This is a genomic window from Jiella marina (assembly GCF_024359545.1).
Taxonomy (GTDB): domain Bacteria; phylum Pseudomonadota; class Alphaproteobacteria; order Rhizobiales; family Rhizobiaceae; genus Jiella.
The window spans coordinates 135869-152396 of the sequence record NZ_JAKQZG010000008.1; the positions used below are offsets into that span (position 1 = coordinate 135869).

The 16528-nt window shown below is 63.9% G+C and carries 14 protein-coding genes; 2 read left to right on the forward strand and 12 right to left on the reverse strand.

What is annotated here, in order from left to right:
• Positions 1–12 precede the first annotated feature (12 nt).
• On the forward strand, positions 13–1032 hold the full coding sequence (locus tag MF134_RS14880) for a 1-aminocyclopropane-1-carboxylate deaminase (RefSeq protein ID WP_255340340.1): 1020 nt from the start codon (positions 13–15) through the stop codon (positions 1030–1032).
• Here the strand turns inward: MF134_RS14880 and MF134_RS14885 are convergent.
• The 12 genes from MF134_RS14885 to MF134_RS14940 form a co-directional block, all read right to left on the reverse strand.
• Complete coding sequence (locus MF134_RS14885; protein ID WP_255340251.1) at positions 1017–2048, reverse strand: ABC transporter ATP-binding protein; 1032 nt, start codon at positions 2046–2048, stop codon at positions 1017–1019. The genes MF134_RS14880 and MF134_RS14885 overlap by 16 nt on opposite strands.
• Positions 2041–3054, reverse strand: coding sequence for an ABC transporter ATP-binding protein (locus tag MF134_RS14890; protein WP_255340252.1), 1014 nt, complete (start codon positions 3052–3054; stop codon positions 2041–2043). The genes MF134_RS14885 and MF134_RS14890 overlap by 8 nt, the downstream gene beginning before the upstream one ends.
• Positions 3054–3971 (reverse strand): ABC transporter permease, encoded by a 918-nt coding sequence (locus tag MF134_RS14895; protein WP_457589998.1) that lies wholly within the window; start codon positions 3969–3971, stop codon positions 3054–3056. The genes MF134_RS14890 and MF134_RS14895 overlap by 1 nt, the downstream gene beginning before the upstream one ends.
• Entirely contained in the window at positions 3968–4891 is a 924-nt protein-coding gene (locus MF134_RS14900) for an ABC transporter permease subunit (RefSeq protein WP_255340253.1), read from the reverse strand. The genes MF134_RS14895 and MF134_RS14900 overlap by 4 nt, the downstream gene beginning before the upstream one ends.
• Before the next feature lie 300 nt (positions 4892–5191).
• Entirely contained in the window at positions 5192–6784 is a 1593-nt protein-coding gene (locus MF134_RS14905) for a peptide ABC transporter substrate-binding protein (RefSeq protein ID WP_457590006.1), read from the reverse strand.
• Positions 6785–6997: 213 nt separating this feature from the next.
• A complete protein-coding gene (locus MF134_RS14910; RefSeq protein ID WP_457589999.1) occupies positions 6998–7744 on the reverse strand; it encodes a phosphoadenylyl-sulfate reductase in 747 nt (248 codons plus the stop codon).
• The gene (locus MF134_RS14915; RefSeq protein WP_255340255.1) at positions 7741–8256 is read right to left on the reverse strand and encodes a DUF934 domain-containing protein; all 516 of its coding nucleotides are present in this window, start codon (positions 8254–8256) and stop codon (positions 7741–7743) included. Before MF134_RS14915 ends, MF134_RS14910 begins: the two co-directional genes overlap by 4 nt.
• Positions 8253–9944: a nitrite/sulfite reductase gene (locus MF134_RS14920; protein ID WP_255340256.1), complete on the reverse strand. Its 1692-nt coding sequence runs from the start codon at positions 9942–9944 to the stop codon at positions 8253–8255. The genes MF134_RS14915 and MF134_RS14920 overlap by 4 nt, the downstream gene beginning before the upstream one ends.
• A gap of 91 nt (positions 9945–10035) precedes the next feature.
• Positions 10036–10386, reverse strand: a complete 351-nt coding sequence (locus tag MF134_RS14925; protein ID WP_255340257.1) for a DUF2849 domain-containing protein — start codon at positions 10384–10386, stop codon at positions 10036–10038.
• 352 nt (positions 10387–10738) lie between these two features.
• Complete coding sequence (locus tag MF134_RS14930) at positions 10739–12025, reverse strand: MFS transporter (RefSeq protein ID WP_255340258.1); 1287 nt, start codon at positions 12023–12025, stop codon at positions 10739–10741.
• Positions 12025–14034, reverse strand: coding sequence for a TonB-dependent siderophore receptor (locus MF134_RS14935; RefSeq protein WP_457590000.1), 2010 nt, complete (start codon positions 14032–14034; stop codon positions 12025–12027). Before MF134_RS14935 ends, MF134_RS14930 begins: the two co-directional genes overlap by 1 nt.
• A gap of 274 nt (positions 14035–14308) precedes the next feature.
• On the reverse strand, positions 14309–15556 hold the full coding sequence (locus MF134_RS14940; protein WP_255340260.1) for a ubiquinone biosynthesis hydroxylase: 1248 nt from the start codon (positions 15554–15556) through the stop codon (positions 14309–14311).
• A 98-nt stretch (positions 15557–15654) separates the two neighbouring features.
• Here MF134_RS14940 and tesB point away from each other — a divergent pair, with 98 nt between their 5' ends.
• On the forward strand, positions 15655–16515 hold the full coding sequence (gene tesB / locus MF134_RS14945) for an acyl-CoA thioesterase II (RefSeq protein WP_255340261.1): 861 nt from the start codon (positions 15655–15657) through the stop codon (positions 16513–16515).
• Positions 16516–16528: the final 13 nt, after the last annotated feature.

The following is a 16528-nucleotide window of genomic DNA, read 5'->3' on the forward strand; positions in this document are numbered from 1 at the left end:
TCGAATCGGAGTCTGCCCATGCTGGAAAAATTCGAACGCTATCCCCTGACCTTCGGCCCGACGCCGATCGAGCGTCTGCCGCGCCTGAGCGAGGCTGTCGGCGGCAAGGTCGACATCTACGCCAAGCGCGACGACTGCAATTCCGGCCTGGCCTTCGGCGGCAACAAGCTGAGGAAGCTCGAATATATCGTGCCGGACATTCTGGCGTCGGGTGCCGACACGCTGGTCTCCATCGGCGGGGTGCAGTCGAACCACACCCGCATGGTGGCGGCGACTGCCGCAAAGCTCGGACTGAAATGCGTCGTCGTCCAGGAGAAATGGGTGCCGCACTACGACGCGGTCTATGATCGGGTCGGCAACATCCTGCTCACCCGCCTGATGGGCGCGGATTCCCGTCTGGTGGAGGACGAGTTCGACATCGGCATCCGCCAGAGCTGGGAAGACGCCATGCAGTCGGTGCGCGATGCCGGCGGCAAGCCCTACGGCATTCCAGCGGGCGCCTCGGTCCACAAATATGGCGGCCTCGGCTATGTGGGCTTCGCCGAAGAGGTGCGGCAACAGGAAGCCGAACTCGGCTTCCAATTCGACTATGTGGTGGTCTGCGTCGTCACCGGCTCGACCTTCGCCGGAATGGTGGTGGGCTTTGCCGCCGACGGCCGGGCCGATAAGGTCATCGGCATCGACGGTTCGGGAACGCTCGACCAGACCCGCGCCCAGGTGCGTGAAATCGTCGACAACACGGCCGAACTCGTCGAACTCGGGCGGACGATTGCGGACGAGGAGATCGTCATCAATCCCGATTACGCCTATCCCGCCTATGGCGTGCCGAGCGAGGAGACCAATGCCGCGATCCGGCTCGCGGCACGCACCGAGGCGATGATCACCGATCCGGTCTATGAAGGGAAATCCATGCAGGGGATGATCGACCTAGCAAAGAAGGGTTTTTTCCCCGAAGGCTCGAAGGTGCTCTATGCCCATCTCGGCGGCGCGCCGGCGATCAACGGCTACAGCTACTACTACCGCGAGGGCTGAGCCTCGGGCTCCGATCCCGATTGCGCCATCCGCATCGCCTCCTCGGCAAAGAGGCAGGCGGCGCGGTGATCCGGTGCGACCGGGTCGAGCGGCGGTACCGTCTCTGCGCAGGCCTCACGGGCGATCGGACAGCGGGTGTGGAAGACGCACCCCGAGGGCGGATTGACGGGCGAGGGGGGATCGCCCTTGATCACGATCCGTCCGCGCTGGCGCGCGATCTTTGGATCCGGGATCGGGGCCGCCGAAAGCAGCGCCTGGGTGTAGGGATGAACGGGGTTGGCAAAGACCTCGCGCCGCGGCCCGAGTTCGACGATCCGCCCGAGATAAAGAACCAGGATCCGGTCCGAGACCAGGCGTACGACCGACAGGTCGTGGCTGATGAAGATCAGCGTCAGGCCGAGCCGTTTCTTCAGTCGTTTGAGCAAGCTCACGATCTGCGCCTGGATCGAGACGTCGAGGGCGGAGACCGGCTCGTCGCAGACGATGAGCTTGGGCTCGGTGACGATCGCCCGGGCGATGCCGATCCGCTGGGCCTGACCGCCGGAAAATTCGTGCGGATAGCGGTTCGCCATCTGCGGCGCGAGGCCGACCTCCTCCATCACCGTCTGGACGCGCTCGCGCCGTTCTTTCCGGGACAGTTCCGGATTCGAGACCCGCAAAGGCTCGGCGATGATGTCGGCGACGGTCATGCGCGGATCGAGGGAGGCGATCGGGTCCTGGAAGATGATCGACAGGTCGCGCCGGGCCTTGCGCATGTCGCGCGGCGACAGATCGCGCAGATTGTGGCCCTGCCAGACGATGCGGCCTTCCGTGGGCTCGATCAGTCGCAGGATCGAGCGGCCGAGGGTGGATTTACCGCAGCCCGATTCCCCGACGATGCCGAGCGTCTCGCCCTTGGCGAGGTCGAAAGAAACATCGTTGACGGCCTTCAGCTCATGCGACGCGGAAAAGGGTGTTCGACCCGGAAGTTCGAAGATCGTCGAAAGATGCTCGACCGAGAGGAGCGTCTCAGCCATGGGCAGCCTCTTGAGCGGCCTCGGTGCCGGCCGTCTCGTCGATGAAGGGGAACCAGCAGGCCGCCTGCCGGCCTGGCGCAACCTCGGCCAGCGGCGGGCGCTCGCGCCGGCAACGGTCCTCGACGAAGCGGCAGCGGGGATGGAAAGGACAGCCAGTCGGCGGGCGAATGAGATCCGGCGGCCGCCCGGGGATCGGCTCGACCGCTTCCACATCCTGATCCGGCCGGGGGATCGAGCGCATCAGCGCCGCGGTATAGGGCATGGCGGGACGGGCGAACAGTTCGCTGGCCTCCGCCTCCTCGACGATCCGGCCCGCATACATCACTGCCACCCGATCCGCGATGCCGGCGACGACGCCGAGATCATGGGTGATGAGGACCAGTGCCGTGCCGGATTCGGCGATGAGATCGCGAAACAGATCGAGGATCTGCGCCTGGATCGTGACGTCGAGTGCGGTGGTCGGCTCGTCGGCGACGATCAGTTTCGGCCGGCACAGAAGTGCCATGGCGATGACCACGCGCTGGCGCATGCCACCGGACAACTGATGGGGATATTGTTCGATCCGCCGCTCGGCCTCGGGAATGCCCACCCGCTTCATGATGGCGAGCGCCTCGGCATTGGCCTCGCGCCGGGAAAGCCCGCGATGAACGGTGAGCGTCTCGGCGAGCTGCTTCCTGATCTTCATCGCGGGGTTGAGCGCTGTCATCGGGTCCTGAAACACCATCGCCATGTCGCGCCCGCGGATCTGGTCGAGCATGCGCGGGCTGAGACCGAGCAGGTCGCGACCTTCGAGCTTGGCTTCGCCGCTGGTCGTCGCGTTTCTCGCCAGCAGGCCGAAGACACCATTGAAGGTCTGGCTCTTGCCGGAGCCCGACTCGCCCACCACCGCAAGCACCTCGCCGGGCTGGACGCCGAGATCGAGACCGTTGACGGCCCGGACCGTGCCGTCCGGCGTCGCGAAGGAGATCGCGTAATCCCTGAGGGCGAGGAGGGGCGCGTCGCGCATCACCGGTCCTTCGGGTCGAAGGCGTCGCGGAGGCCGTCGCCGATGAAGGCGAGCGACAGGAGGAGGCTGACGAGGACGGCGCCAGGAAACAGGAGGAGCCAGGGCATGACTTCCAGAACGTCGGTGCCTTCGGCGATCAGCGTGCCGAGGGAGGTCAGGGGCTCCTGCACGCCGAAGCCGAGATAGGAGAGGAAGCTTTCTGTGATGACGATCTCCGGCACCGTCAGCGTCGCGTAGATGACGACCGGGCCGACGAGATTGGGCACGATGTGGCGCAGGATGATCGGGAAGGTGGAAACGCCGGAGGCGCGGGCGGCCTCGATGAATTCGCGTTCCTTCAAAGAAAGCGTCTGGCCGCGCACGATCCGCGCCATGGTGAGCCATTCCAGAAGGCCGATCGCGGCGAAGAGCAGGAAGACGTTCCGCCCGAACATCACCATCAGGAGAATGACGAAGAGAATGTAGGGAAGCGCGTACATGACATCGACGAAGCGCATCATCGCCTGGTCGATGCGCCCGCCGAGGAAGCCCGAGGTCGCGCCGTAGAGGACGCCGACGATGACCGAGACGGTGGTGGCGATGAGCGCGACGGTGAGCGAGATGCGCGTGCCGTAGAGGGTGCGGGCGAGCAGATCGCGGCCGTTCTGGTCGGTGCCGAAATAGTGGCCGCTCTCGATCGAGGGCGGCGCGCGAAAGGCCGACCAGTCCGGCGTTTCGTAGTCATAGGGGATGAAAAAGGGACCAAAGATCGCCGCCAGCACGATGAAGGCGAGCACGAAGAGCGAGACCACCGCCGCCTTGTTCGCCCTGAGCCGTCGCATGGCGTCGCGGGTCAGCGAACGCGGCTTGCCCCTCGGCATCTCGCGATCGAGGAAGGCGTCTTCCAGCGCTTCGCGCTTGCCGGCATAGAGCGTCATCTCGTGCGGACCTTCGGATCGAGCCAGGCATAGGCGAGGTCGACGAGAAGGTTCAGGACCACGATCAGCACCATGTAGAAGATGACCGTGCCGAGCACCATGCCGTAGTCGCGGTTGAGCGCGGCGTTAATGAAGTATCGCCCGATGCCGGGAATCCCGAAGATCTGTTCGACCACGATCGAGCCGGTGAGGAGATAGCCGGCGGCGGGGCCGAGATAGGAGACCACGGGGGTAAGCGCCGGCCTGAGCGCATGGCCGATGACGGTGCGGCGCCTGCCGATCCCCTTGGCGGTCGCGGTCTTGATGAAGTTGGCGTTCAGCGTCTCGATCATCGAGCCGCGCATCAGCCGCGATATGCGGGCGATATGCGGCAGGGCGAGAACGATCACCGGCATGATCAGATAGGGCAGCGATCCGTCGCCCCAGCCGCCGACCGGAAGCCAGTCGAGCTTGACGCCGAAGATCAGCTGCAGGATCGGCGCGACGAGGAAATTCGGCACGACGAGGCCGGTGATGACGACCGCCGCGATCCCATAGTCCGCCCACCGGTTCTGATAGAGCGCTCCGCAGACGCCGGAGATCACGCCCGCGACCATGGCCAGCAGGAAGGCGGAGCCCCCGACAATCAGCGTATAGGGCAGGCCGATCGCGATCTGCTGGGCGACGGTGAAGTCCTTGGTGGTGAAGGATGGCCCGAGATCGAACTGAGCAAGACGGCCGAGATAGCGCAGATACTGGACGATCAGCGTATCGTCCAAATGGTAGTAGGCCCTGAGATTGGCGAGCACCGCCGGCGGCAGCGCCCGCTCCTGATCGAACGGCCCACCCGGCGCCAGCCGCAGGATGAAGAAACAGGCGGTGATCGCGATCAGAAGGACCGGGATCGTAGAAAGCAGGCGGAAGGTCGCGTAGCGGAGCATCGGGTGTTTACGATGTCGACGCGGATATCGCCGCAAAGTGCCGCATGAACTGACGTTGGCGCCCGCGAGTACCCCCCTCTGCCTGCCGGCATCTCCCCCGCAAGGGGGGAGATCGATCGTCATCGACGCTGGCTCCCACCAATCTCCCCCCTTGCGGGGGAGATTTCACAAAGTGACAGAGGCGGGTATTCGGCGAGACTACCAGAGACTCGTTCGAAGATGACGTATCTCCGTCGAGGCCACGTCCGGCAGGATCACGAACCGAGTGAAGTGGCAGAGCGGCCAAACCCCACACGCCGCTTACTCCTCCAGCGACATGTACCGCGTGCGGTGCTTGTCGAAGACGTTGTCTTCGAAGCCCTTCACCTTCGGCGAGACGATGTTCTCCGAGAGGTAATAGTAGATCGGCAGCGCTGCGGAATCGTCGAGCGCGATCTGTTCGGCTTCCTTCAGCACCTTTCCGCGCTCTTCCAGGTCCTGCATGCTGGAAGCCTGGTCGAGAAGCTTGTTGTATGTCTCGTTCGACCAGCGCCCGTAATTCATCTCGACACCGGATTTCAGGAGGTCGAGGAAATTGATCGGGTCGTTATAGTCGGCGAGCCAGCCCGCCCGCGCCGTCTCGAAATCGCCGGCGCGCAGATCGGCGTAGTGGACTTTCACCTCGGCATTGTTCAGTTCGACATTGACGCCGAGCGGCTTCCACATTGCGGCGACGGCGACCGCGGCGCGCTTGTGGTTCTCGTTGGTGTTGTAACGGAGCACGACGTTCAGCGGATTGTCCGGCCCGTAGCCGGCCTCAGAGAGAAGCGTCTTCGCCTCCTCCACCCGCTCGCCATAGGGCATGTCGGCCCATTCCACCCTGGCGCCGTCCTCCGGATAGTTGGCCATGCCCGGCGGCACCCAGCCATAGGCCGGTGGCTCGCCGGTGCCGAGCACCTGCGGCCCGATCACCTGGCGGTTGACGGCCATCGAGAGCGCCTTGCGGACATCGGCATTGTCGAAGGGCGGCTTGGAGGTGTTGAAGACGTAGTAGTAGAGGCCGGCGAAGGGGACGACATGGGCCTGGCCCGGCAGGTTCTCCTCGATGAAGGCGAACTGGTCCTTCGGGAAGTCGGTCATCCAGTCGATCTCGCCGGCGCGGTAGCGCTTGAAGCCGGCGGAATTGTCTTCCATCGAGAGAAAGCGCACGCCGTCGATCTGAAGATCGTCGACGCCGTACCATTCCTCGTTCTTCGCCGTCAGCACGTGGCTGCCCGGCACCCACTCCACCGGCTTGTAGGGGCCGTTGGTGACGATCGTGCCGATCTGCACCCAGTCGTCCGGGTTCGTCTCGATGAGATGCTTCGGCACGGGATACGCGGTGTAATGGGTCAGCGCGCCGAGGAAATAGGGGGTCGGCCGCTCCAGGGTGATCTCCAGCGTCTTGTCGTCGATCGCCCTGACGCCGAGCTGGGAGAGATCCTCGATCTTGCCGGTGTTGATCGCCTCCGCATTCTTGATCGGATATTGCAGATAGGCGTATTGCGCGGCGGTTTTCGGGGCCTGCAGCCGGCGGAAGGCATAGACGAAATCCTCCGCCGTCACCGGCTCTCCGTCCGACCATCGGGCGTCTTCCCGCAGATGGAAGGTGTAGGTTAGCCCGTCGTCGGAGATCTCGTGGCTTTCGGCCTGGCCGGCCACGGGCTTGGCCTTCGGATCCTCGGTCATCAGGCCTTCATAGATGTCGCCGGCGACGCGGTCCTCCCAGTCGCCGGAGAGCTTGTGCGGATCGAGCGAGGTGACGTCACCGCCATTGTAGACGACCATGTCGGCCGCCTCCGCGCGTCCGGAGTCGAGGGCCGTGCCCGTCAGGAAAATGGCGGAAAGCGCCAGGGCGCCTGCGAAGCTTCTCAGAGCGATAGTCATGCGCGTATCCGCTTCATCGTTGCCAGGAATGCTTCCGAACGGTCTATGCCGTTTCGGTCCTTTAAGATGAAGCTAGAGACGATCCGGTAGCCGACAACAAGTCGCCATGCCCATGTTTCAAGCAGGTTTGATGAAAAGCCTAAAAAGCAAACGTCCGACCCAAGGGCCGGACGCTCCAATCGCGTAAAGGGCTGATATCGCTCAGATGCCGGCGCCGTCGCTGACCGTCGTGCGGTCCGGCACGTGAAGGCCGCATTCGCGCTTGGTATCGTCCTCCCACCACCAGCGGCCGGCACGCTCCGGCTCGCCGGGTTGCAGGGCGCGCGTGCAGGGCGCGCAGCCGATCGACAGGAAGCCCTTGGCGTGAAGCGCGTTCACCGGCACGCCGTGATCGTCGTTGAAATGGGCGATCCGCTCGCGCGAATGGTCGAGCAGGGGGTTCGCCTTGATCAGCTTCTTCTGCGTCTCGTAGCTGGCGAACGGCATCGACAGCCGGTTCTGGGACTGATCGCCGCGAAGCCCGGTGACCCAGGCGGCCGCCCCTTCCAGCGCACGACCGAGCGGCTCGATCTTGCGCACGCCGCAGCAGGCCAGCCGGAACTCCTTGGCGTAATAGAAGCCATCAATGCCCTGCTCGTCGATCAGGGTTTCGAGTGCTTCGGCCTGGGGGTACTTCGCGTGGATGCGCTTGCCGTATTTCTCCTCCGTCTCTCGCCAGAGCGTGTAGGTCTCGGGAAACAGCCGGCCAGTGTCGAGCGTGACGACGTCGATCTTCAGATTGTTGGCGAAGATCAGATGGGTCAGCATCTGGTCCTCGAGGCCGAGGCTGGTGGTGAAGACGATGCGCCCCTTCACTTTGTCGCGCAGGCTTTCCAGCCGTTCGAGCGGCGTCAGTTGCGCGAACTCGGCGTCGAGGGTCTCGGCAAGCAGTTTCGGATCCTGAATCACGGGCGTGCCCCTTTGCGTGCGGCGCGGCGCTTCTCGAGGATGCTCAATCCCTCGCCGTACCCCGATTGATAGAAATCGGTGATCGTGTCCTTGGCTTCCATCCATTGCTGGACGGGTTGGCGGTTCGTCATGGTCTCGGGCAGTTCGACCTCGTCGAAGCCGCATTGGAGCGCATCGGTGAACTGGTCGGCGATCAGTGGACCGGAGGCACGCAACCGGCCGGCAAAGCCCTCCCGCTTGACCCGCCGGGCGAGCGAAAAGCCGCGTCCGTCGGAAAATCCGGGAAACTCGATGGCAATCAGCGAGGCTTGAGCGAGATAGGGCACGAGGTCCTCGATCGGCATGGAGCCGGGGACCGAGAGGCCGAAATCCGTGCCCGGTTTCGCGACCACATATTCGTCCACGAGGCTTGCCGGGATCAGCGGAATTCCGTCCGCTTCAAACGCAGTTTCCAGCGTGTCGGCGCGGACGTAAGCGTCGGCGATCTCCCCCTTTTTGGTGATGACGGTCATTCCGCAGCCTCGCTCTGGGCAGCCGCACGGGCTTCGATAAAGGCGGTGAAGCCGGCCTTGAACGGCTCGGCGCCGGTGCGCCGCACGGTTTCGATGAAGCTCTCCGACCCCTGTTTCTCGGCGAGATAGGTCTCGACGACCGCCTCGATCGCGCCCGGCACATCCCCGGCATCGATGCCGGGTCCGAGGCGCTCGCCGAGGGCCGCATGCTCGGTCGCGTCGCCGCCGATGGTGATCTGGTAGTTCTCGCGCCCGCCCTTTTCGAGGCCGAGAATGCCGATCGCGCCCACATGGTGGTGCCCGCAGGCATTGATGCAGCCGGAGATCTTGATCGGCAGATCGCCGATCGCCTTCTGGCGATCGGGATCGGCGAAGGTCTTGGCGATGTCCTGCGCGATCGGGATCGATTTCGCCGTCGCCAGCGCGCAATAGTCGAGGCCCGGGCAGGCGATGATGTCGGTGATCAGTCCGGCATTGGCGGAGGCGAGCCCCGCTTCCTTCAGCGCCGCATAGACCGCCGGCAGATCGTCCTTCTTCACATGTGGCAGGACGAGGTTCTGCGAATGCGTGACGCGGAACTCGTCGAAGGAGTATTTCTCGGCAATGTCCGCGAAGGCGCGCATCTGGTCCGCGCTCATGTCGCCGGGCACGGCACCGATTTCCTTCAGCGCGATCGTCAGCGCGATATAGCCCGGCTGCTTGTGGGCAAAGCCGTTCTGCTCGACGAAACGGTCGAGGGCCGGATCGCTCGCGCGGGCGCCGTCGAGCGTGGCCGAATCCTCCGCCAGATCCTCATAGGCCGGCGGCGCGAAATAGGCGGCGATCCGCTCGACTTCTTCTTCCGGCGCGTTGATCGTCGGTCCGTCGAGCTTGGCATATTCTTCCTCGACCCGGGCGCGGAACTCCTCCTCGCCGGTCTCGTGGACGAGGATCTTCACCCGCGCCTTGTACTTGTTGTCGCGGCGGCCTTCCGAATTGTAGACGCGCATGATCGCCTCGAGATAGGCGAGCAGTTCCTCCTTGGGCAGGAAGTCTCGCACCACCTTGCCGATCATCGGCGTGCGGCCGAGCCCGCCACCCACGATGACCTCGTAGCCGACTTCCCCTGCCGCGTTCCGCTTCAGCTTCAGGCCGATATCGTGGACCTTGATCGCCGCGCGGTCGTGCTCGGCGCCGGTGACGGCGATCTTGAACTTGCGCGGCAGCCAGACGAATTCCGGATGCAGGCTCGACCACTGGCGAAGCAGCTCCGCTGTCGGCCGCGGGTCTTCGACCTCGTCCTTGGCGACGCCGGCGAACTGGTCTGCCGTCACGTTCCGGATGCAGTTGCCGGAGGTCTGGATGCAGTGCATCTCGACATCGGCCAAAAGGTCCAGAATGTCCGGCACGTCCTTCAGCTTCGGCCAGTTGAACTGAAGGTTTTGGCGCGTGGTGAAGTGGCCGTAGCCCTTGTCATAGGTCTCGGCGATATGGGCGAGTTGGCGCAGCTGGCGGGAATTCAGCGTGCCATAGGGCACGGCGATCCGCAGCATGTAGGCGTGGAGCTGCAGATAGAGCCCGTTCTTCAGGCGCAGGGGCTTGAATTCGTCCTCGGTGAGCGAGCCCTCCAGACGGCGCTCGACCTGGCCCCGGAACTGGGCGACGCGTTCGCGCACGAAGCGTTCGTCGAATTCGTCGTAGCGATACATGGGGCGTCCTTCTTGGTGTCTTCATGTCGGCCGATCCGCGAACGGACCCTGCCGCCATCATGAGGCTTGGTGTTCGTTCGGCTCGCGCTGTTCAGCGGATCGGCGCGTATTCAGCCTGCTTGCCCATATCGGGATGGACCGATGGGCCTTTCTGGCGCATCGCGTCGCGGAAATGCCGGGCCACCGGCAGGCCGGTGGTCGTCAGGTCCACCGGCACGAGATAGGGATCGACCACGGCATTGGCCGCAGCCGCCGCCTTGCCCTCGGCCTCCATGGCCGCCGCCGTCTCGGCGTCATGGGCAATCTTCGCGCCCGACGGATCGAGCGTCCAGCCGCCGTCCGCCAGGAACACCACGTCGCCTTCGAGCAGGTGATTGGCCATCAGGATCGCCGGCAGCTTGTCGCCACGCACCTTCGATCCCGCCCGGTGCTCCTTCGCCATCGTCTCACTCCGTCTGCCGATCATTGTTCGGGCCAGCGCCGGCATATGAGGCACGACCCGCCAATTTACAGACATTCAAAATAAGCGGGAACGGCGGGCGATGCGCCGAGGCGGATTGCCTAGTCGGGGACGGAAGTGAAATGAATTTGCGGCGGATTGCCAAGGAAGGGGAAATTCGTGCCACGAGCTTCCCTCGAGCTCCTGCCTCACCCCATGGAAATGTGAAGAACGCGCCCGGCCCAGCTTCCGGCGCTACCGCTCATGGACGAAACGGGTGGCTCTCCCGGCGAAGCGACTCCATACGGCGACCGCTGCCCGGGCGAGTGCGTTCGTTGCTCCTGCAGCCGTTCGATCACGCAAGTTCGCGATCTTGAGGATTCTTGAAGCGTAGGGCGTCAATTTTCGGGGCTTCTCCGGCGATCCGCCACGAAATCGCTATTGCCAGAAACGCAAAGATCCCGGCACAGGAAAAGAACGCCGCGTATCCCAGCCATTCCGCAGTAAAGCCAGCCAAAACTCCGCCAGTGAGCGATAGAGCTGCATCGACGCATTGAAACAGCGTGAAGTCGATGCCCGCCTGCCGGGGGTCGGCCAGGCGCATGAACTCCGTGTAGAGTGCGACGAAGCCGAAGGCCATGACACCGGAGGTGGCGAAGACCGAAACGCCGAGAAGCAGCCAGTCGGGCGGCCCCGCACCCAGCGCAGAGAGCGCGATAAGCAAAAGCATCGTTCCCTGCAGACCGAGCGCCGCAGCCAGCACGGGACGCACGCCGAAGCGACGAACCATCGCCCCGCCGGCCAGCGCTCCGGCAAGACCGAGAAGGATCGAGCCGGCGCCGGAGAGGATGCCGAGTGTCGTCAAGGTGAAGCCCCGATCTGTGAGGTAGGGGCCGAGCATGTTGAATGCGGTCTTCTGTGCGAGAACGTAGACAGCAGCCAGAAGCAGCCCGCGCCGGACTTCGGATCTGAGGAAGGCAGCCTTCAACGAGGGTTGATGCGGCCTCTCGATCACGGCGTTCGCGGCCCGCGCCTGCAAGACGAATGGCAGGACGAGGACGGCGACGAGTGCCGCCACCGTCCAGGCGCCGATCTGCCAGCCCGCCAGATCGACCAGAACCAGAAAGACGCCGCCGCCTATCGCCGAGCCGAGATAGGCACCACCGACCTGGGCGGCGTTGCCCCATCCTTGCTGGCGATGGGAGAGGTTTTCGACCGCATAGCCGTCGCAGGCGATGTCGACCGTCGCCGTTGCCAGTGCGGCGACGGTAAGGGTGACAAAGATCGCCGCGAGACTCGTGGCGGGCAGGAGGCCGATCAGGAGGAGGCATACGATGATGATGCTCGCGCCCACCAGCGTGATGACTGCCGAACGATTGCGGCCCCTGGCCGGCAGGCGATAACGCTCGACGGCCGGCGCCCAGAGAAATTTCAGCGCCCAGGGCAGGGCGATCAGGGAGACAAGTCCGATCTGCGAAAGCGCCATGCCCTCGCGGCGCAATACAGCCGGCAAGCCCACCCAGGTCAGGCCTCCGACGACGCTCTGTGCCACATAAAGTCCGCCGATCGCCGCAACGATGGCGATCGGCGAATGCTGCCAGGTTTGACGCCGGTTCAGGTCGACATCACGGTCGGAGGTCATCAGAAGCGGTAGCGCAAGCTGCCGATCACCTTGCGACCTTCGTCGCGATAGCAGTAGCCGGAGGTGCAGACAGCCTTCTGGACATCCAAGAGGTTCTTGGCGTTGACCTGCAGCTTCACGTTCTGCCAGTCGGGATTGACCTTGCCGAAATCATAGGAGAGCGAAGCGTCGACGAAGTAGCGGTCCTCGTTCTCGATCGTGTTGAAGTCGTCGCCGAAGCTCGTGCCGGCATAGCGCACCCCGGCGCCGAGACCGAGACCGGCGAGCGTGCTATCCGGCTGAAACTCGTAATGTCCCCAGAGCGAGACGATGTCGTTCGGCACGCCGGAAAGCTCGTTGCCGGTGGTGCCTGCCGCTCCCTTCTCGATGGTCATCTTCATGTGCGTATAGGAGGCGATCAGGCTGAATCCGTTCTCGAAGGACGCCTGAGCCTCGAACTCGACACCTTCGGAATTGAGGTCGAGCTGCACCTGCTTGTTGATTCCCGTGGAGGTGTCGAAGACCGCACCGTCCTGTTGATCGATATTGAAATAGGCGGCTGACAGGACGGCGTTCGTGTCCGGAATCTCGTACTTCACGCCGACCTCGATCTGCTCGGCGATCGTCGGATTCGCCGTGCGCGTCGCGGTTGTGGTGACATCGTCGTACACGAGGCCGATGTTCGGCGAGAATGAGCTGGAATAGTTGGCGTAAGGAATGATGCCCCATTGCGTCCGGTAGGAAAGCCCGACGCGGCCTGAAAACGCCTCGTCCTGCTGCTCGGTCTCACTGTAGTCTGTTGCGGTCGAGGTGGTGTCGACCCAATCGTAGCGGCCGCTGAGAAACAGCGTGAAGTCGTTCCACTCCATCTGATCGTGAAGGTAGACGCCGGTCTGGCTGGTCACCTGGCCCCCGTCATAGGCGAGGTCGGCGTTGCGGATCGCGTCGACGGAGACATAGCCGAGGGCCCGGTAGGCGTCGTAGTCGGCCCAGGTATAGTCGAGACCGGCGACAGCGGTGTGGGCGACAGGGCCGGTGTCGAAAGTGAACTGTGCCATGTTGTCGACGACGAAATTCGACACGTCCTCCTGATAATGCCCCCAGTACCGCGCGAGATTTCCGCCGCCAGCGTCATAATGGCCGCTATATTCGAGATCGGCATCGACGTGGCTGTAGCGCAGGTTCTGGCGAACGGTCAGGAATTCGTTGAACCGGTGCTCGAACTCGTATCCGATCCGGCCCTGTTCCTGAGTGAAGTCGTTGTAGGCCGGGTCACCGTTGTAGAGATCCGAGACGACGCCGAAGGACGGGTTATAGAAGGCGGCCGTGCCGCCCGTTACGCTGCGGGAAATCTCGCTGAGAATCGTCAGCGAAGTATCGCCTGTCGGTTGGAACGTCAGAGCCGGGGCAAGATAAAGCTTGTCGTCGGAATAGCCGTCGAGCCAGGTGTCCGCATCGCGGGCGACGCCCGTAACACGGTAGAGGATCGTGCCTGTGTCGTTTGCCGGGCCCGATGCATCGAAATTCGCCTGATATCGGTCGTCCTCACCGTAGACGAGTTCGATTTCGTGGAAAGGCACGTCCTTCGGACGTTTGGTCACGAGATTCACGATGCCGCCGGGGCCGCTCACGCCATAGAGTGACGAGGCGGGACCCTTCAGGATGGTGATGCCTTCCAGCCCGTAGGGCTCGGCCTTGTAGAGTGCGGTGGGGGCGTTGTACTGCCGCAGGCCGTCGCGAAAGATGCCGTTGTAGTAGGCGTTGAAGCCGCGCAGCCTGAAGGCGTCGTAACGGGTGTCGAAGCCGAAATTGTAGGGATTGGCGCTGGCCGTATAGGTCAGAGCTTCGTTGAGATTCCGCGGCTCCTGATCCTCGATCTGATCCTGGGTGATCACGGTGATCGCCTGCGGGATCTCGACGATAGGGGTATCCACCTTGGTGCCGATCCGATCCTGCACCGCGACGTATCCGTCCTGCTTGAGGATCTCGTTACTCTCGGATTCGATCTCGACCGTGTCCAGGTTGATCATAAGACTCGCGTCTTGAGCGCGCACGCTCGACGGGAGGGCGAGGGCGATCAGCCCGCTTGCCAAGATCGTTTGCAATTTCAGTTGATTAACAGTGTTCATAAGCCCCTCGGTCGCCTGCGTTTGAGGGTCTTCTTCCAAATATGATATTTTGAGTCAACAAATGGGGTTGTGGACTATCTTCCTAATCCTGAGGCGTGGCCGACCGGCCACAGTCCGTTTGCCCGCGAACTCATTGGCCCCGGCTCAATCGGCGGGTGACAGGCCGCTTTCGAAGCTAAATCGCTTCCCCCCGCAACAATCGCGGGCTCGGCCCCTTTGTCAGCCCGGCCGCCTGCCCGATGAAGAAATCCTTCAGCGCCGGGGCGCGGTCGACCATGGAGAGGCCGAAGCTGCGGGCCATGCGCAGGACCGTCGAGTCGTTGGAGAACAGGCGGTTCAGGACGTCCGTCGTTACGCCCATCTGGAGCGTGTCGAAGCGGCGCCAACGCTGATAGGTTTCGAGCGTGTCAAGGGCGCCGATGTCGAGGCCGCGGCGTTCGGCGTCGACGATGGTTTCGGCGAGTGCCGCGGCATCCTTGAAGCCGAGATTGAGGCCCTGGCCGGCGATCGGGTGGATGCCATGGGCGGCATCGCCGGCGAGCGCCACGCGCGGCTTGACGAAGTCGCGGGCAAGCGTCAGGCCGAGCGGGAAGGCCTTGCGCGGGCCCTCGACAGTGAGCGCGCCGAGCTTGTGGCCGAAGCGCTGTTCCAGTTCCAGCTCGAACACCATGTCGTCGGACTGGACGAGGCGCTCGGCTTCGCGGGTCGGCTCGGTCCAGACGAGCGATGACCGGTTGCCCTTGAGCGGCAGGATGGCGAAGGGGCCGGACGGCAGGAAATGCTCCTCGGCGCGGCCATGATGGGGGCGCTCGTGGCCGACGGTCGTGACGATGCCCGACTGGCCGTAATCCCAGTGCAGCGTACGGATGCCCGCCATGTCGCGGATCGCCGACTTCACCCCGTCGCAGGCGACCAGCAAGCGTGCGGCAATCGTCTCGCCATTGGCGAGCGAGACATGCATGCGGGCCATCTGGCCGTCGATTGCGGAGACGGCCACACCCTGGCGGATGGTGATGCCGAGTTCGGCCGCGCGTTTGCGCAGCGCGCCGTTGAGCGCGACATTCGGCATCATATGGGCGAAGGGCTCGCCGGGCCGTGCTTCGCCGCCGAAGGTAAGGAAGACCGGGCGGACCGCGTCGCCGGTCTTGGAATCGGTGACGATCATCTCGGTGATCGGCTGGGACTCGTCGCGGATCTGATGCCAGATCTTCATCTGTTCGAGCATCCGCACGGCCGCCGCCGCGATCGCCGAGGCGCGGCCGTCCTTTTCCCAGACGCCTTCCGGAGCAGCATCGACCACAACGATCTTCAGATGGGGCGCCGCATCGGCAATCGCGACCGCCGTGGTCAGGCCGACATAGCCGGCTCCCGCAATCACGATGTCGGCGGTCTCCGACGGGGTCTTGCCACTCAAATCACTCATCGTCTCATCTCCGCCGCTGCCGGCTGAAAACCGGCAGGCCTTTGCGATCCATTCGGCCACGCTATACGAAGTCTCACGGCCGGAAGGAGCATTTAGGAATGAGCGACGTGGTTCAACGGCTTCTGGAGATTCTCGACCTCGAGAAGCTGGAAGAAAATCTGTTTCGCGGTGTCAGTCCGGACAATGGCTGGCAGCGGGTCTTCGGCGGCCAGGTGATCGCGCAGGCGCTGGTGGCGGCGACACGGACGGTGCCCGAAGAGCGCGGCTGCCACTCGCTGCACGCCTATTTCATGCGTCCCGGCGATCCGGCGGTGCCGATCGTCTACGAGGTCGATCGCATTCGCGATGGCGGGTCGTTCACCACCCGGCGTGTGGTCGCCCTCCAGCATGGGCAGGCGATCTTCTCTCTTTCGGCGTCGTTTCAAAAGGAGGAGGCGGGTTTCGAACACCAACTGCAGATGCCTGACATTCCCAAGCCGGACGATCTGCCGCATGGCAAGGCGCTGGAAGAAACCATCCTGAAGAATGCGCCGCCGGCGGTCCAGCGCTACTGGAAACGGCCGCGCCCGATCGAGTTCCGCCCCGTCATGCTCGACCATTATCTCTCCAACGAGAAACTCGAGCCCTTTCAGCATATCTGGGTGCGCTGCCGCGGCGATGTGGGGCCTGATCCCGCCCGCAACACCGCCGTACTGGCTTATCTGTCGGACATGACGCTACTCGACACCGCGCTTTTTGCGCACGGCCTGTCTGTCTTCGACGAGCGGGTGCAGGCGGCGAGCCTCGACCACGCCATGTGGTTTCACCGGCCGGTCGATGTGTCGCAATGGATGCTTTACACGCAGGATAGCCCGTCGTCCTCGGGCGGACGCGGGCTGACACGCGGTTCGCTCTACAGCCTCGACGGAACGTTGATCGCCTCGGTCGCACAGGAAGGGCTGATCCGACCAAGACGCTGATCGATGCCAGGCC